At 58.3% G+C, this 26,330-nt stretch carries 22 protein-coding genes; 8 read left to right on the top strand and 14 right to left on the bottom strand.

The window, feature by feature from the left end:
• The first annotated feature begins 34 nt into the window (after positions 1 to 34).
• Complete coding sequence (locus FKG95_RS05045) at positions 35 to 634, top strand: LysE family translocator (RefSeq protein WP_142895253.1); 600 nt, start codon at positions 35 to 37, stop codon at positions 632 to 634.
• A 53-nt stretch (positions 635 to 687) separates the two neighbouring features.
• Here the strand turns inward: FKG95_RS05045 and FKG95_RS05040 are convergent, their stop codons facing one another.
• From FKG95_RS05040 to FKG95_RS05000, 9 genes are all read right to left on the bottom strand, one after another.
• Complete coding sequence (locus FKG95_RS05040) at positions 688 to 1,665, bottom strand: Gfo/Idh/MocA family protein (RefSeq protein WP_142895252.1); 978 nt, start codon at positions 1,663 to 1,665, stop codon at positions 688 to 690.
• Between the two features lie 442 nt (positions 1,666 to 2,107).
• Positions 2,108 to 3,061: a 2-hydroxyacid dehydrogenase gene (locus FKG95_RS05035; RefSeq protein WP_142895251.1), complete on the bottom strand. Its 954-nt coding sequence runs from the start codon at positions 3,059 to 3,061 to the stop codon at positions 2,108 to 2,110.
• 36 nt (positions 3,062 to 3,097) lie between these two features.
• Positions 3,098 to 3,529, bottom strand: a complete 432-nt coding sequence (locus FKG95_RS05030) for a GlcG/HbpS family heme-binding protein (protein ID WP_142895250.1) — start codon at positions 3,527 to 3,529, stop codon at positions 3,098 to 3,100.
• Positions 3,530 to 3,606: 77 nt separating this feature from the next.
• Complete coding sequence (locus tag FKG95_RS05025) at positions 3,607 to 4,851, bottom strand: CaiB/BaiF CoA transferase family protein (protein WP_142895249.1); 1,245 nt, start codon at positions 4,849 to 4,851, stop codon at positions 3,607 to 3,609.
• 3 nt (positions 4,852 to 4,854) lie between these two features.
• Positions 4,855 to 5,634, bottom strand: a complete 780-nt coding sequence (locus FKG95_RS05020; protein WP_142895248.1) for an enoyl-CoA hydratase/isomerase family protein — start codon at positions 5,632 to 5,634, stop codon at positions 4,855 to 4,857.
• A 9-nt stretch (positions 5,635 to 5,643) separates the two neighbouring features.
• Entirely contained in the window at positions 5,644 to 6,924 is a 1,281-nt protein-coding gene (locus FKG95_RS05015) for a TRAP transporter large permease (protein ID WP_142895247.1), read from the bottom strand.
• Positions 6,921 to 7,454, bottom strand: a complete 534-nt coding sequence (locus tag FKG95_RS05010) for a TRAP transporter small permease (protein WP_246116692.1) — start codon at positions 7,452 to 7,454, stop codon at positions 6,921 to 6,923. Before FKG95_RS05010 ends, FKG95_RS05015 begins: the two co-directional genes overlap by 4 nt.
• A 117-nt stretch (positions 7,455 to 7,571) precedes the next feature.
• Entirely contained in the window at positions 7,572 to 8,552 is a 981-nt protein-coding gene (locus FKG95_RS05005; RefSeq protein WP_142895246.1) for a TRAP transporter substrate-binding protein, read from the bottom strand.
• A 77-nt stretch (positions 8,553 to 8,629) separates the two neighbouring features.
• The gene (locus FKG95_RS05000; RefSeq protein WP_142895245.1) at positions 8,630 to 9,829 is read right to left on the bottom strand and encodes a pyridoxal-phosphate-dependent aminotransferase family protein; all 1,200 of its coding nucleotides are present in this window, start codon (positions 9,827 to 9,829) and stop codon (positions 8,630 to 8,632) included.
• A gap of 221 nt (positions 9,830 to 10,050) precedes the next feature.
• Here FKG95_RS05000 and FKG95_RS04995 point away from each other — a divergent pair, with 221 nt between their 5' ends.
• Together FKG95_RS04995 and FKG95_RS04990 are read left to right on the top strand one after the other, a co-directional pair.
• Positions 10,051 to 13,071 (top strand): FAD-binding and (Fe-S)-binding domain-containing protein, encoded by a 3,021-nt coding sequence (locus FKG95_RS04995; RefSeq protein WP_142895244.1) that lies wholly within the window; start codon positions 10,051 to 10,053, stop codon positions 13,069 to 13,071.
• Positions 13,072 to 13,178: 107 nt separating this feature from the next.
• A complete protein-coding gene (locus FKG95_RS04990; protein WP_142895243.1) occupies positions 13,179 to 13,895 on the top strand; it encodes a GntR family transcriptional regulator in 717 nt (238 codons plus the stop codon).
• A gap of 55 nt (positions 13,896 to 13,950) precedes the next feature.
• On the opposite strand, the gene FKG95_RS04985 is transcribed toward FKG95_RS04990, so the two are convergent.
• The 4 genes from FKG95_RS04985 to FKG95_RS04970 form a co-directional block, all read right to left on the bottom strand.
• Positions 13,951 to 14,508 carry a DUF2155 domain-containing protein gene (locus FKG95_RS04985; RefSeq protein ID WP_142895242.1) on the bottom strand — a complete coding sequence of 186 codons (558 nt, stop codon included), beginning with the start codon at positions 14,506 to 14,508 and terminating at the stop codon, positions 13,951 to 13,953.
• The gene (locus FKG95_RS04980) at positions 14,505 to 14,810 is read right to left on the bottom strand and encodes a hypothetical protein (protein ID WP_342779196.1); all 306 of its coding nucleotides are present in this window, start codon (positions 14,808 to 14,810) and stop codon (positions 14,505 to 14,507) included. Before FKG95_RS04980 ends, FKG95_RS04985 begins: the two co-directional genes overlap by 4 nt.
• A gap of 12 nt (positions 14,811 to 14,822) precedes the next feature.
• The gene (gene mlaD, locus FKG95_RS04975; protein WP_142895241.1) at positions 14,823 to 15,311 is read right to left on the bottom strand and encodes an outer membrane lipid asymmetry maintenance protein MlaD; all 489 of its coding nucleotides are present in this window, start codon (positions 15,309 to 15,311) and stop codon (positions 14,823 to 14,825) included.
• A gap of 113 nt (positions 15,312 to 15,424) precedes the next feature.
• Entirely contained in the window at positions 15,425 to 15,805 is a 381-nt protein-coding gene (locus FKG95_RS04970; protein WP_142895240.1) for an NADH:ubiquinone oxidoreductase subunit NDUFA12, read from the bottom strand.
• 683 nt (positions 15,806 to 16,488) lie between these two features.
• On the opposite strand from FKG95_RS04970, the gene FKG95_RS04965 reads away from it, so the two are divergent.
• The 4 genes from FKG95_RS04965 (at position 16,489) to FKG95_RS04950 (ending at position 24,266) form a co-directional block, all read left to right on the top strand.
• The gene (locus FKG95_RS04965) at positions 16,489 to 20,250 is read left to right on the top strand and encodes a vitamin B12-dependent ribonucleotide reductase (protein ID WP_142895239.1); all 3,762 of its coding nucleotides are present in this window, start codon (positions 16,489 to 16,491) and stop codon (positions 20,248 to 20,250) included.
• Between the two features lie 252 nt (positions 20,251 to 20,502).
• Positions 20,503 to 22,269, top strand: coding sequence for a DUF4153 domain-containing protein (locus tag FKG95_RS04960; RefSeq protein ID WP_142895238.1), 1,767 nt, complete (start codon positions 20,503 to 20,505; stop codon positions 22,267 to 22,269).
• A 101-nt stretch (positions 22,270 to 22,370) separates the two neighbouring features.
• Complete coding sequence (locus FKG95_RS04955; protein ID WP_142895237.1) at positions 22,371 to 22,838, top strand: RidA family protein; 468 nt, start codon at positions 22,371 to 22,373, stop codon at positions 22,836 to 22,838.
• A gap of 51 nt (positions 22,839 to 22,889) precedes the next feature.
• Positions 22,890 to 24,266 (top strand): glutamine synthetase family protein, encoded by a 1,377-nt coding sequence (locus tag FKG95_RS04950; protein WP_142895236.1) that lies wholly within the window; start codon positions 22,890 to 22,892, stop codon positions 24,264 to 24,266.
• A gap of 17 nt (positions 24,267 to 24,283) precedes the next feature.
• Here FKG95_RS04950 and FKG95_RS04945 read toward each other — a convergent pair whose 3' ends face one another.
• Positions 24,284 to 24,901, bottom strand: coding sequence for a hypothetical protein (locus tag FKG95_RS04945; protein ID WP_142895235.1), 618 nt, complete (start codon positions 24,899 to 24,901; stop codon positions 24,284 to 24,286).
• Between the two features lie 153 nt (positions 24,902 to 25,054).
• Between FKG95_RS04945 and FKG95_RS04940 the strand changes: the two genes are divergently transcribed.
• On the top strand, positions 25,055 to 26,209 hold the full coding sequence (locus tag FKG95_RS04940; protein WP_142895234.1) for a GNAT family N-acetyltransferase: 1,155 nt from the start codon (positions 25,055 to 25,057) through the stop codon (positions 26,207 to 26,209).
• The last annotated feature ends 121 nt before the right edge of the window (positions 26,210 to 26,330 follow it).

The raw sequence follows: 26,330 nt of genomic DNA, 5'->3' as shown, positions 1-26,330 counted from the left end.
ATGTCAGCATTACTGTCCTTATTGGAGTGAGCCCATGCCGGTCGATAGCTTCCTTGCCTTGCTGACCTTCGCCTTCGTGTCCTCGATCTCACCAGGGCCGAACAATGTCATGCTACTGGCCTCCGGCGTGAATTTCGGCTTCTGGCGGACCGTGCCGCATATGTTCGGGATCGCCGCAGGCTTTGGGTCGCTGTTGCTATGCGTCGGCTTTGGGCTCGGCGCTCTTCTGACCAGCTTTCCTGCACTGAGCATTGTTCTCAAGTTTCTCGGCGGTAGCTACCTGCTCTACCTCGCATGGCGCATCGCCATGTCCCGTTCTATTGGTGAAACCGGAACGGAGACAGGCTCCTCGCCCATGACCTTTGTGGCGGCGGCGGCATTTCAGTGGGTCAATCCGAAAGCCTGGATGATGGCCATCACGGCTATGACGGTCTACAGCAACCCGAATGCGCCTTACCTCTCCGTCTTCATGATCGCGGCGGCCTTCGTGGTGGTGAACTTCCCCAGCGTTTCGACATGGGTCGGTTTCGGCACCATGCTGAGGTCTTTCCTCGAAGATCCGGTTCGTCTCAAATGGTTCAACATCGCAATGGGATCTTTGTTGGCACTCACCATCGTTCCCATGCTGCGCTGAACCTGGGCGAAACTCGGATCAAAGTTGCCAGACCGGGTGCAGTGTTTGACGAACTATCCAAAGTCGGAGCCGCTGTTGGCCCCCATGACAAACCGCGCATGCTCCTGCAGCTTGCGCGTCACGATCAGGGCCGCTTCGAGGGCCTGACGTCCCTCGACCCCGCCGACCAGGGGCTGACGTTTCTTACGAATGCAGGCAATGAAGCTCTCGATTTCCTGCTCGAGCGCATCGACTTCTTCATAGCGATGCTCCGCGATATCCACGCCTGGAAAGACGTTGCCCTGATCCGAGCGCTTCACGACGTTGAGAGACTGTTCGTCGAAATTCACGCTGAGATAGTTGTTGGATTGGAAGATCCGCATGCGCCGCTCGGTCTTAAAGCTGATACGGCTGGCGGTGATCGTGGCAATACAGCCATTGGCAAACTTGACCCGGGCGTTGCAGATGTCTTCGCTCTCCGTAAAGACAGGCGCGCCCGCCGCATCGATGTCCGTAATCGGTGAATCCACCAATGACAGGATCAGATCAATATCGTGGATCATCAAATCCAGGATAACATTCACGTCCGTGCCCCGGCCCTGAAACGGTGTGATGCGCAAAGAATCTATATAGAGCGGTCGGGTGGCGTGGCTGCGCAAAGCAGCCGCAACGCCGGAAAAGCGCACGAGATGGCCAACCTGCAAAATCCGGTCGTTGTCTTTGGCCAGTTCGATCAGTGCGTCAGCCGCTTCAAGGGTATCGGCGATGGGCTTCTCGATCAGAACATGCAGGCCCGCGGAAAGGCAGTCGCTTGCCGCCGCATGATGACTATGGGTGGGAACCGCGACACAAACCGCTTCGACCTTACCGAAAAGCTCTCGGTAATCGCTCAATGCCTCTGCACCGAGAGGTCCGCCAATTTCCTGCGCACGCGCAATGTCGATATCAACGACCGCAACAAGCTCTGCGTGCTGTGACGCAGCGACCTTCTGCGCATGGAACTTGCCAAAATGACCCGCCCCAATTACAGCCATCGGCAGCTTGCCAGCCATACATAATCCTCCTAGAGCACGAGCGCCCCTGACCAAAGTCGTCAAGAACGCCTGTCGTCCCCCGATTATCTGACAAAAAGCCTGGTTCTCGTTTTTCTTCAATTTAAAGAAAAACGACCAGACTCTTACTCGGCTGGAACCGAAGCGCAGCCGTAAAATTTTCTTGCGAAGTCCTAAAGAGAGGACTGCCGCAACACAAGCATTCTTTGCGCATAAACACTACTTGTCCAAGTGTTAAGTAAGGGCAATTTATGCGCTAAGAAGAGATAAGTCATAGCAACCGCTGAATTCCGCCGGTTCTGGTACTATCCCCTTAAAAAATCGCCTAAATCCAAGCAATTTCCGACCCCCGGGTTTTTATTCGCATAGATGCGGTTAAACAAAATACTCCGTGAGACAGAATAACGGCGCCAATCAATGATATACGGCGCCGCCCTGCGGATTAAAGCCCATCCATCGGTGCAGGCGTCAACAAAGGTTTACCGGAGAAATAGGCAGCCAGATTCTCCACAACCAGCCGTCCCATTGCGAGCCGGGTCTCGGCCGTCCCACTGGCGATATGCGGTGTGAGAACGACGTTCTCCATGACCTGCAACGCCGCGGGTATCTGCGGCTCATCAGCAAAAACGTCAAGGGCAGCGCCCCCCAGATGCCCGGCTTGCAGTGCGGCAATGAGGTCCGGCTCGCACACCACCGAGCCCCGGGCGATGTTGACCAGAAGCCCCTTTGATCCAAGAGCCTTGAGAACCGACGCGTCGACCAGATTCCGGGTCGCTGCGCCGCCGGCACAGCAGACCACGACGACGTCGCTCGCTTCAGCCATTGCGGCCAGGTCACTGCAATAGTCCGCCGCCACGCCTTCCAAAGCTTCCGGCTCATGGTAGAGCGCGCTGATCCCGAAAACGGAAAGCAGGCGGGCGACCTCTCGGCCGATCCGGCCGAACCCCAGAAATCCAACGACCTTGCCACGGATGCTCCAGCCCAGCGCAAGTTTCTCGCCACCAGCCCAGGTGCCATCTCGCACAAAGCGATCGCCCTGCACCAGCTTGCGGCTTGCGGCCAGAATGAGCGCGACGGCCATATCCGCTACGCCTTCGGTGAGAACGCCGGGGGTGTAACCGATGGCAATGCCGCGGGCCTTAGCGGCAGGCAGGTCCACGGCATCCAGTCCGACACCGTTAATGGAAATCACTTCAAGCGCCGGGAGCGCGTCGATCAGGGCGGCATCGGCACCGAGACTGCCGGTCGTCACCAGGCCACGCGCGGATGACGCCGCCATCAAAGCGGCTCTCCAATCGCTGGCTTCCCAGAGGCAATGGAGCTGATAGGAAGCTTCCAGGGCTTCCATGACCTCTGGAGGCCCCAAACGCGAGAGAACGACGATTTCGGGTTTCATGGCCTCCTCCGTTACGAAGCGACTCGGCGCTTAGTTTTAGCCGACGTCCGCCTTGAAACCAGCGGCTTCGATACCTGCGACCGCGCAAATCTCATCATTGTCAGAGCTGTCCCCGGTCACACCAACGGCACCAACCGGCTTTCCGTCACTGTCACGTATCAGAACGCCACCGGGAACAGGAACTATATTGCCGTCGGCCAGACCGTTGAGGGCATCGACGAAATAGGGTTGCTCCTGAGCCCGTTTGAACAGCGTCCGTGTTCCAGCCCCCACAGCCAGCGCCCCATTCGCCTTACCCTGCGCGATTTTTGTCCGCAAGGTTGAGGTTCCGTCTTCACGCTCGAGCGCCTTCAACTGCCCGCCTGCATCCAGTATGGCAACCGTGAGGGGATTGAGTTCCATCTCACGCCCCCTGGACAGGGCAGTGCTGATGATCACGCGTGCTTTCTCGAGTGTTAGGTCGGTCATGGAAGTTCCTGTTTTGTAATGAGGTGTACAGTGTTTCTGTCTGCTGGAGTGAGCTGACCTGCAGAAAAACAGATCGCCTACAGCCTGTCACTTGCAATGACCGCGCCGTCGGAAATAAAGGACGCGATTTCCTCGTGACTGAAACCGGCTTGCTCCAACACTTCGCATGTATGCTGGCCGAAGAGCGGCGCCGATCGCTTGACGCCACCGGGCGACCCATGAAACTTGACGGGCGCTCCAATGCTCTTGACGTTGCCTGCCACAGGATGCTTGGTCTCCACCACCATTTCGCGCGCCAGCGCCTGGGGGTCCTGGTGCATCTCGCGAATTGACAGGACAGGACCTGCCGGAACGCCAGCCGCTTCCAGTGCTTCGATCCATTCTGCGGTCGTGCGCTGTCGGAAGTATCCGTTCAACACCTCCTCCAGTTCCAGACGATGTGTCATTCGTGCCTGATTGCTCTCAAAGCGCTGATCCTGCTGCAGCTCGTTCGCGCCAAGAACGCCAAGTGCACGCTCCCAGTTGGTTTGATTTGCCGCACCGAGATTGACCCAGCCATCTTTGGTCTGGAAGGCCTGGTAGGGCGCGTTCAAGGGATGCGCGGATCCCATGGGACCAGGGGACTCGCCCGTCGCGAAGGCGATCGCAGACTGCCAGTAAGTCTGTGTAATGGCCGCCTCGAACAAGGAGGTATCGACCCGCTGCCCCTCGCCGGTCTTCAGCTTGTGGGCGTATGCGGAGGCACACCCCATGGCCGCCAGAATGCCCGCAGTGATATCGGAGACCGGCGCACCGACCTTTACCGGCGGACGACCGGACCCTTCGCCTGTAATCGCCATTAGCCCGGACATGCCCTGCGCGATCAGATCGAATCCCCCACGGTCCGCGTAGGGCCCCGTGCGGCCGAAGCCGGAAATTTCACAATAGATCAGACCAGGATTGAGTTCGCGCAGCGTCTCGTAGCCCAACCCGAGCTTCTGCATGGTGTCGCGGCGATAGTTCTCTATGACGCAGTCCGCATCCTTCAGCAACCGCAGAAGAACTTCCCGCCCCGCTTCCGACTTCAAGTCGACCGCTATGCCGCGCTTGTTGCGGTTCATCATCATGAAGGCCGCGGATTCCCCCTCGATATCAGGAGGAAGGAACCGGCGTGAATCGTCACCGCCCTTGGCCTTTTCGACCTTGGTGACGTCGGCGCCCATATCCGCCAGCATGAGTCCGCAGACCGGACCGGCCATGATATGCGCGAGCTCGATCACCTTCATTCCGGCGAGAGGGCCAGTCGGCGGGTCGGCTGGAAAACCCTGCAGTCTCTCAGACATCGCTCAACGCCCCTGCCAATCGGGTTTACGCTTCGCCAGAAAAGCCTCTAGCCCCTCCTTGAAATCCGCGCTCGTGTAGCAGAGCGCCACTAGATCATGATCGTCCAGATCAGCCTGTTTCGCCCGCAGACGGCGTAAACCCTCTTTCGTCGCACGCAGGGTCAAGGGCGCAAAACCGGACATCAGATCCGCCAGCTCTTGGGCCCGCGTCATGACCGCCGTGCGGTCTTCAAGGATTTCGGAAATCAATCCAATCGCCTGTGCTTCTTCCGCGTCGACCAGCCGTGCGGTGAAGATGATTTCGCGAGTCCGTCCCGCTCCTATCAGGGCCGTCAGGCGGGAGAGGTTTTCAATCGAGAGACAGTTTCCAAGGGTGCGGGCAATCGGAAAGCCAAAGCGGAAGTCAGCCGCCGCGATCCGCAGGTCGCAGGCCGCGGCAATGCCCGCCCCACCACCAGTGCAGGCTCCATGAATGGCGGCGATGGTCGGCACGGAACAGCACTCCACCGCGCCCAGCACCTGGTCCATCTGTTGCTCGTAATCCAAAGCGTCCTGAGCCGTGGAAAAGCTCCGGAACTGGGCAATATCCGTTCCGGCAGCAAAGGCCTTATCCCCGGCCCCGCAGACAATGATCGCCTTCAGGCCGTCAGCTTCCGGCGCATCACGGCAAATCTCGGCAAGGCGGCTGTACATGCCGAAGGTCAGCGCATTGCGCGCCTGAGGGCGGTTAAAAGTCACGACGGCAATGCCGTCGTTGACTTCGTAGAGAATCTCCTCGGTCACGGCACCTCCTTATCTGTAGAAGTATTCGACCAGGAACAAAGGTACCTGCGGAACATAGGTACAGAGAATCAAAACCGCGAGCAGAACACCGATAAAGGGCAGGTTCATGCGGCTGACGTCCCAGATATTCGCCTTCGCAATGGAACAGGCCGTGATCAGAACCGAGGCCACTGGCGGAGTCTGCTGCCCGATCGCCAGGTTGAGCGTCACCACCAGTCCGAAGTGAACCGGATCGATCCCCGCCTGCTGGATGAGGGGCACAACAATCGGCACCACCAGAATGATCGCGGCGGCGGAATGGAGGAAGAAGCCGATGATCAGGAAAAAGACATTCAGGATCGCCAGAATGACAAACTTGTTGCTCGTGAAGTCGATGATCGACTGCGCGATCTCCTGTGGGATCTGCGCGCGTGTCAGAAAGCCGCCCATCAAAACCGAGGCCGCAACCAGCAACATCACCACCGCAGTCTGCATGCCGCCTTCGAGCATCGCAGTTTTGAGCCGACCGAAGTCGACTTCCCGATACCAGAGGCCGATCATGATGGAGACGATCACTGCCAGGCCGGCGGCCTCTGTCGCTGTGACGTAGCCGCCGAAGATTCCGCCCAGGATAATGACCGGGAGCGTAAAGGTCGGAAGGGCCTCGATGAAGGTCGAGCGAACCCGCCGCAGATTGAAGGCTTCCTCGATCGGCAGGTTATACCTGCGCGCAGAAATGTAGGCCACACCCATCAAGCCCGCTGCCCCCAGCAACCCCGGAACCACGCCTGCGACGAAAAGCTGCTCGACAGAAGTCTCGGCGGAAACTGCGTAGAGGATCATGGGGATCGACGGCGGAATGATAATCGCGAGCGATGCTGAGGATGACGTGACGGCGGCGGCAAAGGCTTTTTTGTAACCGCGCTTCTTCATCTCGGGGATCAGGATCGACCCAAGCGCGGCCACATCCGCCACCGCTGAACCGGAAATCTCGGCGAAGAACAGCGAAACGCCGATGCTGACCATGGAAAGTCCGCCCCGCACAAAGCCGATCAAAGCACTCACGAAAGCGATCAGGCGCTGCGAAATGCCGGAAGCATTCATAATCGCGCCGGCCAGCACGAACATGGGAATGGCAATCAACGAGAACTTGGTCGAACCGTCGTACATATCCAGGGCGACGGTGACCAGGCTGCCCGTACCCTCCGTCGCCACCAGGCCGATTATGCCGGAAATCGCCAGGGCGACAGCAATCGGCACGTTCAGGCAGATCATGGCCACAAGCGCCACAAACATCAGAAACACGATCATGACCGGGCGTCTCCCTCGCTGCTGTCGAAGTCTATGTCGGGATGCTCCGTTGAGTGACCGCTCATGACGGCTTTGAAATAGGCCGGCGCACTCAAGAGTTCGGCAACAATGAAGAGAATGGCCCCGATGGGGATGACGGACTGCGTCACCTGAATCGGAACCCAGGTCAGGCTGACCAGTGTCTCCCCTTCCAGCACATCGAGGACCTCCAGGCCGGCCCAGGCCATCACGATAAAGAAGCCGATCACCAAAACTTCGGCAATCAAAACGGCTGCGACACGAAAGGCGGGAGGGACAGCCAGAATGACGCTGTCAAAGCCAATGTGCTGCCGCCGCAGAGCCGCCAGAGCTGCACCATAATAGGTGATCCAGGCGAGGTTTATCGAAGCAACCTCGTCGTACCACGACAGCGATGCATCAAACTTGCGGAAGATGACAGCGACGACGACGATGACCGTCAGACTGATCATCAGGAATATCAAAACCCATTGCAGGACAGCGTCGAGCCTGCGCGAAATCTCGGAAAGCAAAAGCCTGCCCCCTGTCTCGTTCTTTTATCGTGCTGCGCGACTGTTTTCGCGCTGTCCGGATCAGAAACCGGTGCCGCGAGCATCGCGTCGCGGCACCGGCTTTTTCATTGGACCGGCTTAGTTCGCCAGATCCAGAACTGTCTTGACCAGCGCCGCGCCGCCGTCGACGGATGTCGAGAACTCGTCATAAATCGGCTTGGATGCCTCGACGAAAGCGGCTTTGTCGGCTTCGTTCACCGCAACGCCGCCATCCTTGAGTTTGGTCAGAAGATCGGTCTCGAGCATAGCTGCCGTCGCATATACGTAGGACTGCGTTTCCTGGGCGGCTGCGCTCAGTGCATCCTGTACATCCTGAGGGAGTCTCGCGAAATGCTTCTCAGAAGTCAGAACATAGGCCGGTGTGTAAACATGACCGGTGACGGAGAGATACTTCTGCACTTCCTGGAACTTTGCACTCCAGATCTGCGCATAGGGATTTTCCTGACCGTCAATCACGCCGGTCTGCAGGGCGGTAAAGACTTCCGAAAAGGCCATCGGAGTCGGGTTCGCGCCGTACAGCTGGAACATCTTGACGCGCCACGCTCCCTTCGGCGTGCGCAGCTTCACACCCGCCAGGTCTGCGGGCACATTGATCGGCCGGGTGTTGTTCGTGATGTGCCGGAAACCATTCTCCCACAGCGCCAGAATCCTGTACCCCTTGGCATTGGCGGCGGGCTGCAGAACGCTATCCATGATGGCGCCCTCGACGCGCTTCATGTGACCGCGGTCCTTGATGATATATGGCATCTCGAAGACACCGAATTCGTCGGACACCGACGACATGACGGACGAGGGAAGCGAGAAATGAATCTGACCGAGCTTTAACTTCTGCAACAGCTCGTTATCCTTCCCGAGTTGGCTCGCACCGAAGACAACGACTTCGGCCTTATCACCGAGTTTCTCGTTTGCAACGCGGGCAAATTCCTCAGCGGATTCCGCAAAGAGAGAGCCCGGAGCCCCCACATGACCGAATTTCAGTTGGAGTTTATCTGCATAGGCAGAACTCGAGAGAACCACAGCTAGTGTGGTCGTCGCTAAAAGCTTAAAAAGTTTCATCATTACCCTCCTATTATGCCGCCTTATTGTATTGGCTCATTTGGCGGGAACGGCTCCGCACTGTAATTTCGTAAGTCCCCTTATTCCGCAGCCTCTTGTCCGCCGGCATTGCCCCGCGCTTCAGACGCGAGATAGCTCAGCGCCGCCTGCACACCGCCGCGTTCGAAGGGTACCGCCGCCAATTCCAAGCCCATTTCAACGCCAGATAGTGTACCCGCGAGCATTAAATCGTTAAAGTCCCCAAGATGCCCGATGCGAAAGACCCGCCCGGCAAGTTTGCTCAGACCATTGCCGAGAGACATGTTGAAGTTCTCGGCAACCGCCTTTCTGAAGGCATCGGCATCATGCCCTTCCGGCAATCGCACAGCGGTCAGTGAACTCGAATAGTGATTGGGTTCACTACAGAGAATCTCGAGCCCCCAGGCCTGCACGGCCCGGCGGGTCGCTTCGGCATGCCGGTCGTGGCGTGCGAAGACATTCTCCAATCCTTCTTCGTGCAGCATGTCTATCGCCTCGGCGAGGCCATAGAGCAGATTGGTCGCCGGCGTATAGGGGAAGAAGCCTGTCGCGTTCGGGCCCGCCATGTCCTCCCAGGACCAAAAAGCCTTCATGGAGGCACAGGTCTTGGCGGCGGCCAGCGCCTTGTCACTCACGGCATTGAACGAGAGCCCCGGCGGCAACATCAATCCCTTTTGTGAACCGCCGACCGTGACATCCACGCCCCACTCGTCCTGCCGATAGTCAATCGACGCCAGGGAGGAGATGGTATCGACCATCAGAAGCGCCGGATGCCCAGCTGCGTCAATGGCTTCGCGCACTTGATCAATCGGCGTCACGGCCCCCGTGGAAGTTTCATTGTGCACCACACAGACCGCTTTGATGTCATGCGCCGTGTCGTCGCGCAGGCGGTTCTCGATAGCATTTGCGTCAGCGCCGCTGCGCCAATCACCCTGAAGAAACTCCGGTTGAAGACCGATCTTCAGTGCCATGGATTTCCAGAGGGTCGAGAAGTGCCCGGTCTCGTACATCAGGACGTGATCACCGGGATTCAGCGTATTGACCAGCGCCGCTTCCCAGGCGCCCGTTCCCGATGCCGGGTAGATGAAAACCGGGCCTGAACACTTGAAGATCGTCTTCATGCCATTCAAGACACGCAGTCCGAGCTCACCGAACTCGGGGCTGCGATGATCCATGGTTGGCAGGTCCATGGCGCGAAGGATCCGATCCGGCACGTTTGTGGGCCCGGGGATTTGCAAGAAATGACGACCTTGCTTGCGCATCGAGTCTTCTCCTCCACAGTCCGCTCGGCCCGGCGCGCCTTCACGGGTTTCTCCGTTCTTACGAGCCTGCCGACGGCTTTATTGTGTTGTGTCCACCCGGCGGATCGTAGCTTGCCGGGCAGATCGATTGTTGCAATAATGAATTATGAATTCACTTTTCAAGTCAAGCTGATTATACATAATCAGGCGAAAATGGCCTGAAATTCTGCCGAGAACGTGCCATGACGAACAATCTGACCCAGGCTCCGAAGCTGGACTCCAGCCTCCAGCGCAGACTGGCTTTGGAGATCCAGGGCGCGACTCACTTCGACCCCTTTTCGTTGGGACGCTATGCGACCGACGCGTCAGTTTATCAGATGATGCCCCTGGGCGTTATCGTCCCGCAAAACCTGGAGGACGTGCGCAAGAGCTTCGCCATCGCCCGCGATGCCGGTGTTCCTGTTTTACCGCGCGGCGGCGGCACATCGCAATGCGGACAGACGGTCAACAACGCCCTGGTGATCGATACTTCGAGGCACCTGAATAAACTGCTTGAGCTCGACGTCGAGAACCGTCGTTGCGTGGTCGAACCCGGCATCGTGCTCGATCATCTCAACGCGGCCCTTAAACCCCACGGCCTCTGGTTCCCGGTTGACGTTTCGACTTCCAGCCGCGCAACGATCGGCGGCATGACGGGGAACAATTCCTGTGGCAGCCGCTCGATTCGCTACGGGACCATGCGCGACAACGTTGATGCGATCGATGCCTTGCTCGCCGACGGTACGCCTTTGCATTTCGGCCCGGTCGCACCAGATCTGGCGACAGCGAACAAGGCGTCGCCGGAGCATGACCTCTTCCGGGATTTGCTCGCTCTCGGTGCTCGCGAGGCCGAAGAGATCAGACAGCGTTTTCCCGACGTTGCCCGCAGGGTCGGGGGCTATAATATCGACGCACTGGTTCCGGCAAATGGCATTCCAGGAAACGGTGCTGCGCTGAATGGCGAGACAGCTGGCGGCAACAACCTCTCGCACTTGCTGGTCGGGTCTGAAGGCACCCTGGCTTACTCAACGCGTATTGAATTGAGGTTGTCCCCACTGCCGCAAACCAAAGTGCTTGGGGTTTGTCACTTCGCCAGTTTCTACGAGGCCATGGACGCCACACAGCATCTGGTCTCGCTCGATCCGGCCTTCGTGGAGTTGGTCGACCGTACCATGATTGACCTGGCGCGCGATGTCGCCATGTACCGCCCGACCATTGAAGGCGTCGTACGTGGAAACCCCGAAGCCTTGTTGCTGGTCGAGTTCGCCGGCGATGATCAGAACGAAAACCTGCGGCGCTTGAAAGAGTTGGGCGAACGCATGGGCGATCTGGGATTTGCCTGGAACGAGGATGGGAAACACTGGGGCGGTGTGGTTGAAATCACAAACCCCTCGGAACAGTCGGCACTGATGGAGGTGCGCAAGGCCGGTCTCAATATCATGATGTCCATGAAGTCCGAAGGAAAGCCGATTTCTTTCGTCGAAGACTGCGCCGTGCGCCTGACCGACCTCGCCGAATATACCGCCCGGCTGACCGCTATCTTTGATAAGCACGGCACACGTGGCACCTGGTATGCCCATGCTTCGGTCGGCTGTCTGCACGTCCGCCCGGTGCTCAACCTCAAGCTCGATGAAGACCTGCGCAAGATGCGCGCCATCGCCGAAGAAGCTTTCGACATGGTGGCCGAATACAAAGGCTCTCATTCCGGCGAGCACGGCGACGGGATTGTCCGCTCGGAACATCACGAACGCATGTTCGGCACACGGATGATCCGAAGCTTCGAAGAGGTTAAGGATCGCCTGGATCCGGAAGGTCTGCTCAATCCCGGTAAGATCGTGCGCGCCCCGAAAATGGACGAGCGTGCGCTGCTGCGCTACGGCGCAGATTACAAGGAAGCGGATTTTCGAAGCCTGCTCGACTGGAGCGCCTACCCCGGCGCCGCGGGAGGTTTTCAGGGCGCTGTGGAGATGTGCAACAACAATGGTGCCTGCCGCAAACTCGACGCCGGTGTCATGTGCCCCTCCTACCGCGTGACAAAAGATGAGCGCGACAGCGTACGCGGACGGGCCAACAGCCTGCGATTGGCGCTTTCGGGTCAGCTCGGACCGGATGCCCTGACCTCAGACGATATGATTGAGACGCTGAAACTCTGCGTCGCCTGCAAAGGCTGCAAGCGCGAATGCCCGACCGGCGTCGATATGTCGAAGATGAAAACAGAAGTTCTCGCCGCGAGGATCGGGAAGCAAGGCCTTGGCCTGCACGACCGGCTGGTCGCCTACCTGCCACGTTATGCGTCCTATGCATCCAAAGCCCCCTGGCTGCCGAACTTACGCGACCGCATTCCCGGACTCGCAAAAGTCATGGAGGGCGTCACCGGGTTTTCAGCCAAACGAAAGCTGCCGAAGTGGCGCAGCGACAGCTTTGACGAACGCGCGGCAGGTATGACGGGCGAGGCTGCACCTGAGCCGGATAAACGCGAAGTGGTGCTGTTGGCCGACACTTTTAATCGCTACTTCGAGCCCGAAAACCTGCATGCCGCTCTGGCGGTTCTGAGCGCGGGTGGCTACAAAGTCCTCTTTGCCCAGGCAGCCGATAGCAAACGGCCGCTTTGCTGTGGTCGCACCTTTCTCTCGGTCGGGCTGATCAAGGAAGCTGAGATTGAGGCGGAACGGGTCATAGACGCTCTTTTGCCTTTCGTCGAGCGGGGCGTACCTATTGTCGGACTGGAGCCCAGCTGTCTGCTTACGCTGCGTGACGAGTATGGCGCACTCTTTCCCGGCGACTCGATCCGCCAAGGCCAGGTCGCGAAGATCGCATCTCAAGCGGTGCTGCTGGAGGAGTTTCTGAGTCGCGAGATGGAGTCAGGCGATCTGAACCTGGATCTCAAACCGGTGGCGGAAAAAGCCTTCCTGCATGGCCATTGCCATCAGAAAGCCTTTGCCGCCCTGACGCCGGTCCAAAGAGTGTTGGGCCTGATCCCGGATCTTAAGGTCGAAACCATCGAAAGCAGTTGTTGCGGCATGGCAGGCGCTTTTGGTTATGGCACAGAGACTTACGATACGTCGCTGCAGATGGCTGAGCTGTCACTCCTCCCCAAAGTCCGCGAGGCCGCGCCTGACGACCTGGTTATCGCCGACGGCACATCCTGCCGTCACCAGATCGCCGACGGCAGCCAGCGAAAAGCACAACATGTTGCTCAGATCTTGAAGTCAGCGTTACGTTAGGGATAATGATTTTCATGATTTTATTGCAATTCTGCAGTAGAAACCAAAAAATCAAATGTCTGTCGCTTTGACGAAGATCTGCGAATGATCTTTCGGGAACACGTGAAATGGCTTCTATCGCCTTGAAACAACCTATCGTCCGCCAGTCCTTACATGAGGAGCTGGTTGGCCGGCTTCGCGAAATGATCGTCGACGGCGATCTGGCACCAGGCGTGAAGATTCCGGAGAAAGAACTCTGTGAACGCTTTGGAGTCTCTCGCACCCCCCTCCGCGAAGCGCTGAAGGTTCTAGCATCCGAAGGTCTGGTGACCCTCACACCCAACCGTGGCGCATCGGCGAGCCTGATTACCATCGAAGATCTCGAGGAGGTCTTTCCGGTCATGGGCGCACTCGAGGCGCTGGCGGGAGAACTGGCATGTCAGAATATGACGGCTCGGGAAATTACCGCCGTGCGTTCTTTGCACAAACGCATGATAGAGCACTACCGTCAGGAACAGTTAAAGCCCTACTTCCAACTCAATCAGAACATCCACGAGGCTATTCTGGCGGGCTCGCGCAACAACAGCCTCATCACAATGTACCGCTCCCTTGCCGGCCGCGTCCGGCGCGCCAGATACATCGCAAATATGTCACGCGATCGTTGGGATCAGGCGGTTGCCGAACATGAGGAAATGATCGTCGCTCTCGAAGCCCGGGACGGCGCCCAGCTTGCGGATATTTTGAAGCGTCATCTCCAGAACAAGTTCGAAACGGTCAGCCAGCAACTTTTGGAAATGACCAACGTGGCAGCAAAACCCAAACGGGCGACGCGCGGGACTTCATAACACCAAACGGGCTTTGCTGGCTTAGCGAGCGGTCCTCGGAGGTCACGTCGGCGGGCTATTGCGCGGCAGGCTCTTCACCAGGCGTAACCTCTTCAACCGCATTTTCGTCGGGCGTGGGATTGACTACGGGCGGCGCCACCCGGCAGCCTGTCACCCAGACATCATAAACAGGATGTTCGACAGCGGAGAGCGCAGGCGACGATGCGAACATCCAACCTTTAAATACAACGTTGGCGGGCTCATCCGGCCGCACATCCGTAATCTCGAGAAAAGCAGTGGATTCTGGCGGCTCTTCCGGCGGCGTCTTCTTGCAGGCGTAGGCGACGATCTCAAAACTGCCGAAATACACGGTTTCGCCAATCGGCGCTTCGAACTCGGAAACCCGGGCCGTGATCTTGTCCAAGCCCTGCAGGATTGCACTGTCAGTCGCGACCGGTGCCTCAGGTTGCAAAGGGCTTGCATCCGGCGTAGCCGAACCTTCCGTATCAACCGCCGGAGCCTCGAGCGGATCTGTCGTTTGCGCAAGCAAGCCAGAAGGCACCTGGATCAGAGGCAGCGCAAAAACCGACCCGGCGGCGAGAGCGGGTCCGAACCAGGTTGCGAGAGACTTCATTCCGAACCCTCAGCCTCTCCAGCCTTGTCCGGCCGCGACGTTTTCTCCGCATAAGGATTATCAAGCCGCGCCATCAGCGTCGTGAGAACCTCACGGACCTGACGTTCGTCGCATCCCATCAGGATGGCATCTTCAAGAGCGTCCTGAGCCATTTCCTGGATTTCGACGAGATTTTCGTTGAGCACCTTGATCTTCTCCCGACAAGAAACCACTGTGCCATCGGGTTGGCGCCACGTAGGGATATCGGGTTGGGGGATATCGGGCTTGGGGATATCGGATTTTCCGCCGTTCGAATTCATCATTCCCACGGTCTGCTAAAAATTGTCCTGAGTGTCTGCGTCGCTTGATCCTTCGCCGTTTGAATCGGCGGCACTGAAAACGAAACGTCCCAGCAGGTCGACCACGTTGATCGAGCCCTGGGTATACTCGATTTCACCACCGGCCGGGATATTCTCGTCATCGCCCCCCGGTGTCAGGCTTACGAAGTTGCCACCAAGCAGACCATCGGAAATGATCCGGGCGGAGGTGCCGACCGGCAGCTGGATCTCTTCATCGATCTGAAGAACGATCTGAGCGAAATAGGTGTCCGGGTTCAGGCTCTGCTCGACCACAGTGCCGATCTTGACGCCGGCCAGCCGGACATCGGTGCCAGGCGCCAGGCCGGTCGCATCGTCGAACTCAGCCGTGATGCGGTAACCGTCGATCGTCCCCACACCGCTACTGTTGAAGGCGAACACAACAAAAAACACCGCGACCAGGATGACGATCCCGCCCATAATGGTCTCGATAATATTTCTGCGCATCTCTTCCGATTTCCTTGATAGCTACTGCCCGTGCCCTGCCGCAGACATGAGCGAATTCCCGCGTCCTGGTTCCCGATGGTTGCGACGGTCCAGGTCTACGGCATCCGGGTTGATCAGCCCGGCGTCCAGGGTTCGTAGTCCCCGGTTGCCTTGTCCCGGGCACCGCCCTTGAAAGCATGCCCGGGCGGCCGGTAGGCTTGGTCCGTTCCGGTCTGGTTGGGCAAATGTTCTTTTTGCCAGGAATACTTCTCCGGGCCACCTTCAGGCGGAATCTCGTCGGTTCCATGATGGAGCCAGGCGTGCCACTCGGCAGGCACCCGGCTCGCCTCAACATCGCCGGCGTAATAGACCCAGCGGCGCTCCTTGCGCAGGCTGTCACCGTGAACAGTGCCACCGCCCTTCATTCGGTAGTAGCGATTGCCCTGCCCGTCCTGACCAACCAGCTCGCCTTTGAGCTTGGTGTAAAGCCACGTGCCAAACGTGCCGCCAACCATGAAAACCTCTTCCTCTGAAACATCCGCTTCACTGAGCCGGACTATTGCACCTCGACCGACCGCAGTCCAGCAGCTTTGGCCAAACGCGAGCGCCGGTAAAGTGCCCCAATCATCAAGACTTGGGCCCTGTGCGCAAGGCATGCAAGACGGACTTGAAGCAATGAATCCCCGCATCCGGCATCACACTAGCATCCACACCTTTACAGAATACGACCTTCGATAAGGTCGTGTGTCCTTTGTTCGATCGACCGCTTCGCCGGCTTCGCGAAATCGCGTTCTCCGGACACGAGAGACAAACACTAGATCTATGATTGTGCCCGTTGAGTGCGACAAGTTGTTACAAATAAATTAACCATGCTGTGTTAGTTTGAACGGGAAATCTTAAACCATTGAAAAAAATCAATTTATCACCATATATAACCTATCTTTGATACATATGTTTATCACAATTTACCACCCATGATACCCATAAATTAACCCTTTGTTAAGACAATATCTGGTGACGTGAGGCAAATGTTGTGGTTAACTCCGGTCATGCAACAAGATGTGCTGTCGCAGGGGTTTATTTCGGCGATTTCAGCAGCACGTGGGGAAGCATAGCCTCGGCGAGTCGAAGGGTTTTTTCCACCCCGGGGCCGCTTAAAACTGGCGAAACTTACATTTAGGGCAAGAGAGGACACGGCATGCGCATCGCACGTCGCTTTACCGAGGTCGGCAAAGACGTATACGACTCCATCGAATTCAGAAAAACATCGAGCGAGATCCGTAATCCGGATGGGTCGATCGTCTTTGAGGCGCGGGACATCGAGGTTCCTGCCGCCTGGAGCCAGGTTGCGTGCGATATTCTTGCCCAAAAGTACTTCCGTAAGCGCGGTGTGCCCCGCAAGTTGAGCCGCGTTCGCGAAGACAACATCCCCGCTTGGCTCTGGCGCTCCGCTCCCGATAAAAAGGCACTCGAGGACCTGGATGAAGACGATCGGATCGTCGGCGAACACAGCGCCAAGCAAGTGTTCGACCGCATGGCGGGCACCTGGACGTATTGGGGCTGGAAAGGCGGCTATTTCGACGCAGAAGAAGACGCCCGCGCCTACTTCGACGAGATGCGCTACATGCTGGTCCGCCAGATGGCCGCACCGAATTCGCCGCAGTGGTTCAATACCGGCCTGCACTGGGCCTACGGCATCGACGGCCCAAGCCAGGGTCACTACTACGTACACTTCGAGAGCGGTGAGCTGGTCCGCTCCGCCTCCGCATACGAACATCCGCAGCCCCATGCCTGCTTCATTCAGTCGGTCAACGATGATCTGGTGAACGATAACGGCATCATGGACCTCTGGGTCCGCGAAGCACGTCTGTTCAAGTACGGTTCGGGAACCGGCACCAACTTCTCGAAACTCCGCGGTGCTGAAGAGAGCCTCGCAGGCGGCGGCAAATCCTCCGGCCTCATGAGCTTCCTGAAAATCGGGGACCGGGCAGCCGGCGCGATCAAGTCGGGCGGCACCACACGCCGGGCGGCCAAAATGGTCACCGTTGATCTCGACCACCCTGATATCGAGGACTACATCGACTGGAAGGTCGTCGAGGAACAGAAGGTTGCGGCCCTGGTTACGGGTTCGAAGACCTGCGAGAAGTTTCTGAATGATGTCATGAAAGCCTGCCACGTCGGTGAAGGCGACGAAACGACGGAAGCACTGCTCGATCCCAAGAAGAATCCGCTTCTGAAAAAGGCGATCCGCGCAGCTCGCAAAGCACTGGTGCCTGATAACGCCATCCAGCGGACTATCCAGTACGCGGGCCAGGGCTATTCCTCGATCGAATTCAAAACCTACGACACCGATTGGGATTCGGACGCCTATCTGACGGTTTCGGGCCAGAATTCCAATAACTCCGTGCGCGCACCCAACGGCTTTTTCGAAGCCGTGGAGAATGACGGTGACTGGGCACTGCTGCGCCGGACCGACGGCGGTGTTCACAAGACCATCAAAGCCCGCGAGCTCTGGGACAAGATCGCTCAGGCGGCCTGGGCCTGCGCCGATCCGGGCATGCAGTACGACAGCACGATCAACGAGTGGCATACCTGCCCGGTGTCGGGCCGGATCAACGGATCCAATCCTTGCTCCGAATACATGTTCCTGGACGATACGGCCTGTAATCTGGCGTCATTGAACCTGATGACCTTCCGTCATGAAGACGGCCGCTTCGATATCGCGTCCTACGAACACGCGGTGCGCCTCTGGACCCTTACACTTGAGGTGTCGGTGATGATGGCGCAGTTCCCGTCGCGTGAAATTGCGCAGCTCAGCTACGCCTACCGGACCCTGGGGCTTGGCTACGCCAACATCGGCGGCCTGCTGATGGCCGACGGCATTGCCTACGATTCCGATGAAGGCCGAGGCATCTGCGGGGCCTTGAGCGCAACCATGACCGGCGTAGCCTATGCCACTTCCGCCGAGATCGCGGGTGAATTAGGCGCTTTCCCCGGTTATGACGAAAACCGCGAGGAAATGCTCCGGGTCATGCGCAACCATCGCAGGGCGGCGCACGGCCAGAGCGAAGGTTATGAAGAGCTCTCGGTCAAACCGGTTCCGCTTGACTCCTCCAGCTGTCCGGACAAGGCCCTGGTGAAGGCGGCGAAACGGGCCTGGGACGAGGCGTTGGCCAAGGGTGAAAAGCACGGCTACCGCAACGCTCAGACCACGGTCATCGCACCGACCGGCACGATCGGTCTGGTGATGGATTGCGACACCACGGGGATCGAGCCTGACTTCGCGATCGTGAAGTTCAAGAAGCTGGCCGGCGGCGGTTACTTCAAGATTATCAACCGCACCGTCCCCGAGGCTCTCGAGACTCTTGGCTATGACGACGGCCAGATCGAGGACATCGTTGGCTACGCGGTCGGTCACGGCACCTTGGTAGGGGCTCCGGGCGTCAACCATGAGAGCTTGCGGGCCAAGGGCTTCACCGAAGCAGCATTGCAGGCCATCGAAGCCAGCCTCGGCTCGGCTTTCGACATCAAGTTCACCTTCAACAAATGGACTCTTGGTGAAGAGTTCTGCACCAAGGTTCTGGGCATCAGCGCAGAGCAGCTGGATGATGTTTCCTTCGACATGCTGGCAACCCTGGGCTTTACCAAGGCCGATGTGGAAGCGGCCAACACTTACTGCACCGGCGCCATGACTCTGGAAGGTGCACCGGGCCTGAAAGACGAGCACCTGCCCGTCTTCGACTGCGCCAACGCCTGCGGCCGGATCGGCAAGCGCTATCTGAGCGCCGAGAGCCACATCCGGATGATGGCCGCCGCCCAGCCCTTTATCTCAGGTGCGATTTCAAAGACCATCAACATGCCGAACCAGGCCTCTGTCGACGATTGCAAAGATGCCTATATGCTGTCATGGCGTCTCGGCTTGAAAGCGAATGCGCTCTATCGGGATGGTTCCAAGCTCTCGCAACCCCTTTCGACGGCCATCCTGGAAGAGGATGCCGACGAAGACGACGAGACGCTCGCCGAACAGGTTGCCGATGCACCGTCCGGTCAGCGCGCGGAGATTATCGCCGAACGCATCATCGAGCGGATCATCGAACGTCAGACCGAGCGCGCAAAGCTGCCGCAACGGCGGAAGGGTTACACTCAGAAAGCCATCGTCGGCGGCCACAAAGTCTACCTGCGGACCGGTGAGTACGAGGACGGATCGATCGGTGAAATCTTCATCGATATGCATAAGGAAGGCGCCGCCTTCCGGAGCCTGATGAACAACTTCGCCATCGCAATCTCGATCGGCCTGCAGTACGGCGTGCCACTCGAGGAATACGTCGAGGCCTTCACCTTCACCCGCTTCGAGCCTTCGGGCATGGTCGAAGGCAACGACGCTATCAAGATGGCAACCTCGGTGATCGACTACATCTTCCGGGAACTGGCGATTTCCTATCTGGGCCGCAACGATCTGGCCCACGTGGAGCCCGCCGACGTCATGCCTGATTCTGTCGGACGCGGTGACGAGGAAGGCAACCTGCCGGAAGACACCCGGGAAGCGGTCGCCGAGACCGTCCGCCGGGTTGCGTCCACCGGGTATGTTCGCAATCAGCTGCTGGTTTTCAACGGCGGCAGTGCTGGCGGCGATGTTTCGTCGGGCGCAGCAGCAGCCTCCAATGTCTCCCAGATAACCTCATCGACGGCAGCCCCGGCACCAGCCGGAAGCGGCCCGTCTCCTGAACTCGTCGGCGCATCTCTGTCAACATCGGCGGCTCCTTCCGGAGCTCCGACGCCAACTGCCGCCGGCGAGGCCGCGGACTCCACAGCAGCCAGCAAACGCCTGGAACGTGTGCGTGAAGCACGCATTAAGGGCTATGAGGGCGATCCTTGCGGAGACTGCGGCAACTTTACGCTGGTACGCAACGGGACCTGCATGAAGTGTGCAACCTGCGGCAGCACCAGCGGCTGTTCCTGAGCCAGCCATCTCGGGAGCGGTTGGGCCTGTGACCACAGGCCCCAGTTCTCCCTGTTAACTTCGGGGTGCCCTTATTTAAGGCACCCCGTTTTTCTGTCTGCTATGCAGCGGACCTGAAGCGCTATCGCCTGAAACTCCTCGTCACAGACGTTTCCGCATCGCCATAATTTCGTCACCTCGATCGCAGAGTCTGTTGCAGATTTTACGTCACTATTTTTCGACCAATTCGATTTTAAACATACGAATGGATTCATGAGCTCGAATGAAACCCTGACCGTGCCTCAGCAGGAAAGACTGCCAAAGGCATGGGCCGGCCTCTTCCTCGTTATCGGAATTATCTGCGGCCTACTGACCTATCTGACAGTCGAACACGTCGACGACATTGCGCTGTCATTTTCTCTATCGCAGGCGCTGCTGCTCGGACCGCTTTTGTTTGTTTTGAGCGCGCGTCCCGGAAAGGTCCCGGCGGCATCAGTCTTCGCCATTACTTCTGTGCTTTGCCTGGGCCTGCTCGCTGCAACTTCGATTTACCGCTTTGGGATCGAATTGTCGGCGAACGCGGGATTGCTGTTTCTCCTCGCCGGTCAGGCCATCATTTTCGCCTACATCCTTCTACCCTTCTTTCAAACCTGGCTGGATGACGGCGACCTCTCCTTCTCCTATGAAGGCCTCTTCGTCCATTCCTGGAACAACGGCCTCCTCGCCCTTGTCGGCCTCGGCTTCATGTGGCTGTTCTGGCTGATCCTTTTCCTCTTCGCCCTCCTTTTCGAGAGCGTTGGAATTGATGCACTCATAACCTTACTCCACGAGCCGATGTTCGATGTTTCGGCTAAAGCGGGTGCCACAGCGCTTGGAATCTTCATCGCCCGCGACTATGCGCGGATCGTGGCATCCCTACGAGCAATCCTCTTTGCGCTGCTGTCGATCCTGAACCCGGTTTTTCTGGTCCTGGCAGTCGGTTTTCTAGCGGCCCTGTCCTTTGGCGGGTTCGAAAAACTCGCCAGTGTCGTCAGTGCCTCGGCAACAATCCTCTCCCTGATTACGATCGGCATCATCCTGAGCAATGCGGTACTGCGGGACGGCAGCGAAGCCCTTGCGGCCGGCCAACCGCTTCGCATAGCCACAGTGGTAATGCTGCCCGCCTTGCTGTTTTTCAGCGGCTTTGCCGCCTACGCCATCTCCCTGCGAATTGTGGACTATGGCCTCACGCCCGAGCGCGTCTGGATCGCCGTGGGAACAGGAATCCTCGCCATTTACGCAATTGCCTATGTCGCCTCACTCCTGTTCCGCGACCGTTGGATGGCGGTCTGCCGGCGTGCCAACGTCTTCATCGCGTTGGCTGTGGCCGCCATTGCACTGATCATGCAAACGCCTTTCGCCGATCCTTTCGTGCTGAGCGCGCGCAGTCAGTATGAGCGCCTGACCACCGGCGCTGTAGATGCGGAGAGCTTTGACTACGGCTTCATGAAGTTCGAACTGGGCGCGCCGGGCCGTGAGGCCCTGAAGCGTATCCGTGAAGACTCCGGTATTGCAGAGCGTGATGTTGTAATCTCCAAGCTTGATCTCCTGGCAAAATCCAACGAGGAGGGGATTTGGCGAAGACAGCCCGAAATTGCGGCCCTGGAGAGTGAAATCGCCACGTTAAGTGATCCGGACCGTGTTGAATTGGTGCCGGCGGGCTTGCAGTTGCCGGAGAGTCTCCTGAGCGCGAACCTGCACAGTATCACTTCGCTGCTCAAGACCTGCGGTCAAACGGACGGACAGGACTGTCTCATCACCGCAATTGATCTGGCTGATCATCCGGGGGATGAACTTATTTTTGCAACACGCGCCGCGAATGGCCGTCAGGCGATTTATGTCCTTGAACTGAAAGGGGAAGAATGGCGTTCGGTCAGCCTTGCTTACAACGTGACCACCGAATCCCTCTGGGATGACCTTCGATCCGGCAGGCTCTCGAGCGTCCCCAGCAACTATCGCGACCTCAAGGTTGGCGACAGGATCTTCCGCTTTCGCAATTAGAGAGCGATTTGACTGGATGCGCGACACTGGCTAACCGGTGCGGGTATCAGCTATAACGTTCGTCCAGATTTTGAAATCCAGATAGGTGAGGACGAAGACCCATGGCGGGACAGATTGATGCGCGTTTGGCGGAGCTCGGGATCGAAATTCCGGAAGCGGCAGCGCCGGTGGCCAACTACGTCGGCTATGTCATCAGCGGCAAGACGATTTACGTTTCCGGTCAGGTGACGATCAAGGACGGCGCCTTTCACTATCAGGGCAAACTGGGCGACTCGATCTCCATTGACGAAGGCGTGGCCGCTGCCCGGCTCTGCGGCATCAATGTCATTTCCCAGCTCAAGGCCGCCTGTGGCGGAGATCTGGATAAGATCAAGCAGGTGATACGCCTGGGCGGCTACGTCAATTCTACGCCGGACTTCGGCGATCAGCCAAAAGTCATCAATGGCGCATCGGATCTGATGGTTGAGGTATTTGGTGACAAAGGCCGTCACTGCCGGGCAGCCGTCTCGGCCGGATCCCTGCCTTTTGGCGTCGCTGTTGAAGTTGAAGCAACCGCAGAGCTTGAATAGCCGCCCTGGTCCAGGCTTGACCCGGACCCGCCCGCGCGGCTGAATATGACCATGCCTGATACAGTGACAAAGCTGACACCCGAAGCCGCGGACTTTCTCGCCCGTTACCCGGATACCCGGCACCTCGATGCGATCTTCCCTGATCTTTCAGGCGTGATTCGCGGCAAACGCTACCCCATGTCAGAGTTTGGTAAGGTCACAAGCGACGGACTCGCATTCCCCGCCTCGGTCTATATGCTTGACACCATGGGTCAGAGCCACGACCCGGCTGGCCTGGGCTTTTCCGACGGAGATCCGGACCGGGTTGCCAAGATCGTCGAAGGCACGTTACTGCCTGTTCCCTGGGCGCAGCAACCCAGCGCCCAGGCCTTGATTACGCTGCAGGAAGCGAATGGCAGCCCCTATCCCTATGAACCCCGCAACATCCTGCTATCGACTCTCAGACAGCTCAAAGCACTGAGCTTACGGCCCGTGGTCGCCTTCGAGCTGGAGTTCTATCTTTTCGACCGTGAGCGCGCAGAAGGCGGTGTTCCCCAGCCACCGGTTTCGCCCTTGACGGGCCAACGGGACAGCGGCACCCAGGTCTACGGCATGGATGCCCTCGACGGCTTTTCTGCTGTGATCGAAGAAATCGGCGCGGCCTGCGAGGCACAGGGCATTGTTACCGGTGCGATTACATCGGAATACGCCCCCGGTCAGTTCGAGATCAATCTGCATCACCTCGACGACGCCATGAAGGCGGCGGACCACTGCATCTTCTTCAAGCGCACGGTCAAGGGTGTCGCCCGCAAACACGGCTTCCAGGCCAGTTTCATGGCCAAACCCTTCCTGGAGCAGGCGGGAAGCGGCCTGCACATGCACATCTCGCTCCTGGACGACAAAGGACGCAACGTCTTCGACGGCGGCAATGAGCCAGCCAGTCCGCGGCTGAAACACGCACTCGGCGGCGTACTTGAGACCCTGCCCGAAGCGATGGCGTTCCTGGCGCCCAATGTGAATTCATTCCGGCGATACGTGCCCGACATTTTCGTGCCGATCCGGCGCTGCTGGGGTTTCGAGAATCGCTCGGTCGCCTTGCGGATCCCTCTTGGCGACGGCGCGGCCAGGCGGATCGAACACCGCATCGCAGGCGCAGACGCGAACCCATATCTCACCCTGGCGACCGCTCTGGCCGGAATTCACCATGGACTGACTCATAAAAGTGACCCGGGCGCGCCGGCGGAAGGGAACACCGGCCACGCTTACGATCCCGATCTGCCCTTCAGGCCGCGACGGGCGCTGGATCGCCTGAGCGAAACCAAGCTGCTCGCGTGCTACTTTGGTGCGGACTACCTGGAAGCCTATGTCGCCTGCAAGCATGCGGAACTGGATCGTTTCGAAAGTCACATCAGCCAGGCTGAATACGACTGGTATCTTCAGGCCGACTGATTGGCCGCGCCCTCACACTATCCCCCGAAGAAACCACGAAGGGTCTCGGCGTCAACCGGGGCCAGTTTGATTCCCTCAGGCACTTCGAACAGGCTGGCATCCTGGACTCCCCGGCGGATGTTGCTTTGAAGCATCCGATAGTCGCCGCGTGTATCAGAGGCTTCGGCCTGGACCGGGATGCCGTCGTCGGTCAGCCAGAGTGTCACGGTGTAGGGGTTCTTCGCCTTCAGGCGCTCGACATCGTATTTCGTGGTGGAAAGACCGCTGATCTTCTCGCGGCCCAGCTTTTTGGGCTTCAGAGAAGCGAATTGGCGCAGATCGGGCAAGGATTCGCCCGGCCCCAGCGTCAGCTCCATACCGACGTTGATCAGAGGCAGAAGGTAGACAACCCGGTTCTCAGACGGCCGCATGATCAAAACCTGAGGCACGCCCGCGAGCCGAAACTCCCGCCGCTCCTTGCCCTCGTGATGATAAACCTTGGAGGCAATCTGCCGTTCGTTAATCTGAAACACGGCATCGGCGGAGTAGGAGGCCTGACGTTGCGGAATTCCCGCAGCCTCTACCACACCCGTTAATCCAACGAGCGAGATAAAAGCCAGGAAGAGGCTAAGTTGCGCAACTTGTCTATACAACATTCGTCAATTGCCTTCTTTAAAGGAGCATCTGGTCAGAAAACTGTGACGACACCATGTTCATATCTTAGATTTGAGAAAATGGAATAAGTCTTACGGCTTTCAAGAAAGCTGCAAACCTCTCTTGGGAGCGCTTAATGACAACAGGACACAACTTTGCCCGACGGAAGTGACAGCATAGCCATCGCGGTGCACGCGCGGATCTCAGATATTCCCTGGGCGGAGTGGGATGCCTGTGCAGGCGACAATCCCTTCGTGAGTCATGCCTTTCTCAATGCGCTGGAAGAAAGCGGCTCGGCCTGCGCGGAAACCGGCTGGCAGCCGCAGCATCTGACCATCAAGGATGAGACCGGACGCATCGCGGGCGCCGTGCCGCTCTATCTCAAAAGCCATTCCTACGGCGAATACATCTTCGATTGGGGCTGGGCCGATGCCTACCACCGCGCGGGCGGGTCCTATTATCCCAAGCTGCAGGTCTGTGTGCCCTTCACGCCGGCGACAGGCCCGCGCCTGCTCCTGCGCCCGGACTGCGATCAGGATACGGTGCGCAATGCCCTGATTGCGGGAATGCTCGAACTCGGGCGCCGTCACGACGTGTCTTCACTCCATATCACCTTTCCCAGCAAAGGCCAGTGGGAGCAACTGGGCGAAGCCGGTCTCTTGAAGCGCATCGGTCTGCAATATCACTGGGAAAACAGGGACTACGGCTCCTTCGATGACTTTCTCGGCGACCTTGCGTCACGCAAACGCAAAGCGATCAAAAAGGAACGCCGCAAGGTCGCGGAAAGCGGCATCGTCCTGAAAGCCGTCAGTGGTGATGACATCACCGCCCTTCATTGGGACAAGTTTTATAGCTTCTATCTGGCAACCACCGACAAGAAGTGGGGCCAGGCCTATCTGACCCGCGAGTTCTTCGACCGCATAGGTGCCAGCCTTGCCGACAACGTTGTTCTGATGATTGCCGAAGACGAAGACGAGATCGTCGCAGGTGCGCTTAATTTGAAAAGCGGAGACACCCTCTTTGGCCGCAACTGGGGCTGCCACGGCAACTACCGTTTCCTGCACTTCGAGGCCTGCTACTATCAGGCCATCGAGTACGCGATCGAACAGGGTCTGAAGTACGTCGAGGCGGGTGCACAGGGTGAGCACAAGATCCAGCGCGGTTACCTGCCCGTCGAGACCTACAGTGCCCATTGGATCCGCGACGCCGGCTTCAACGAGGCGATTTCCGACTTTATACAGCGCGAGAGCGCATCGGTCCGGCGGGATATCGAGGCTCTTGCCGAATACAGTCCCTTCAAGAAGGAGTGATCAAGTCACAAGAGCATTGAGCGCGCGCCTTGCGATGCCGCGATAGAGACCCAGATGATCACAAAGCGGCAGATACTGTTTGTCACGCCGCACCCTAACCTGTCTGGCAAGTCAATCCGCA

The sequence above is a fragment of the Denitrobaculum tricleocarpae genome (assembly GCF_007004665.1).
Classification (GTDB): Bacteria; Pseudomonadota; Alphaproteobacteria; order Kiloniellales; family Kiloniellaceae; genus Denitrobaculum; species Denitrobaculum tricleocarpae.
The sequence above is the reverse complement of the archived record's forward strand: the minus strand, read 5'-3'. Positions and strand labels throughout refer to the sequence as shown.

Coding starts and splice junctions, on each gene's coding strand:
- FKG95_RS05045 (WP_142895253.1), top strand. CDS start 35: ATGCCGGTCGATAGCTTCCTTGCCTTGCTGACCTTCGCCTTCGTGTCC.
- FKG95_RS05040 (WP_142895252.1), bottom strand. CDS start 1,665: ATGGCTGGCAAGCTGCCGATGGCTGTAATTGGGGCGGGTCATTTTGGC.
- FKG95_RS05035 (WP_142895251.1), bottom strand. CDS start 3,061: ATGAAACCCGAAATCGTCGTTCTCTCGCGTTTGGGGCCTCCAGAGGTC.
- FKG95_RS05030 (WP_142895250.1), bottom strand. CDS start 3,529: ATGACCGACCTAACACTCGAGAAAGCACGCGTGATCATCAGCACTGCC.
- FKG95_RS05025 (WP_142895249.1), bottom strand. CDS start 4,851: ATGTCTGAGAGACTGCAGGGTTTTCCAGCCGACCCGCCGACTGGCCCT.
- FKG95_RS05015 (WP_142895247.1), bottom strand. CDS start 6,924: ATGATCGTGTTTCTGATGTTTGTGGCGCTTGTGGCCATGATCTGCCTG.
- FKG95_RS05005 (WP_142895246.1), bottom strand. CDS start 8,552: ATGATGAAACTTTTTAAGCTTTTAGCGACGACCACACTAGCTGTGGTT.
- FKG95_RS05000 (WP_142895245.1), bottom strand. CDS start 9,829: ATGCGCAAGCAAGGTCGTCATTTCTTGCAAATCCCCGGGCCCACAAAC.
- FKG95_RS04995 (WP_142895244.1), top strand. CDS start 10,051: ATGACGAACAATCTGACCCAGGCTCCGAAGCTGGACTCCAGCCTCCAG.
- FKG95_RS04990 (WP_142895243.1), top strand. CDS start 13,179: ATGGCTTCTATCGCCTTGAAACAACCTATCGTCCGCCAGTCCTTACAT.
- FKG95_RS04985 (WP_142895242.1), bottom strand. CDS start 14,508: ATGAAGTCTCTCGCAACCTGGTTCGGACCCGCTCTCGCCGCCGGGTCG.
- FKG95_RS04980 (WP_342779196.1), bottom strand. CDS start 14,810: ATGATGAATTCGAACGGCGGAAAATCCGATATCCCCAAGCCCGATATC.
- mlaD (WP_142895241.1), bottom strand. CDS start 15,311: ATGCGCAGAAATATTATCGAGACCATTATGGGCGGGATCGTCATCCTG.
- FKG95_RS04970 (WP_142895240.1), bottom strand. CDS start 15,805: ATGGTTGGCGGCACGTTTGGCACGTGGCTTTACACCAAGCTCAAAGGC.
- FKG95_RS04965 (WP_142895239.1), top strand. CDS start 16,489: ATGCGCATCGCACGTCGCTTTACCGAGGTCGGCAAAGACGTATACGAC.
- FKG95_RS04960 (WP_142895238.1), top strand. CDS start 20,503: ATGAGCTCGAATGAAACCCTGACCGTGCCTCAGCAGGAAAGACTGCCA.
- FKG95_RS04955 (WP_142895237.1), top strand. CDS start 22,371: ATGGCGGGACAGATTGATGCGCGTTTGGCGGAGCTCGGGATCGAAATT.
- FKG95_RS04950 (WP_142895236.1), top strand. CDS start 22,890: ATGCCTGATACAGTGACAAAGCTGACACCCGAAGCCGCGGACTTTCTC.
- FKG95_RS04945 (WP_142895235.1), bottom strand. CDS start 24,901: ATGTTGTATAGACAAGTTGCGCAACTTAGCCTCTTCCTGGCTTTTATC.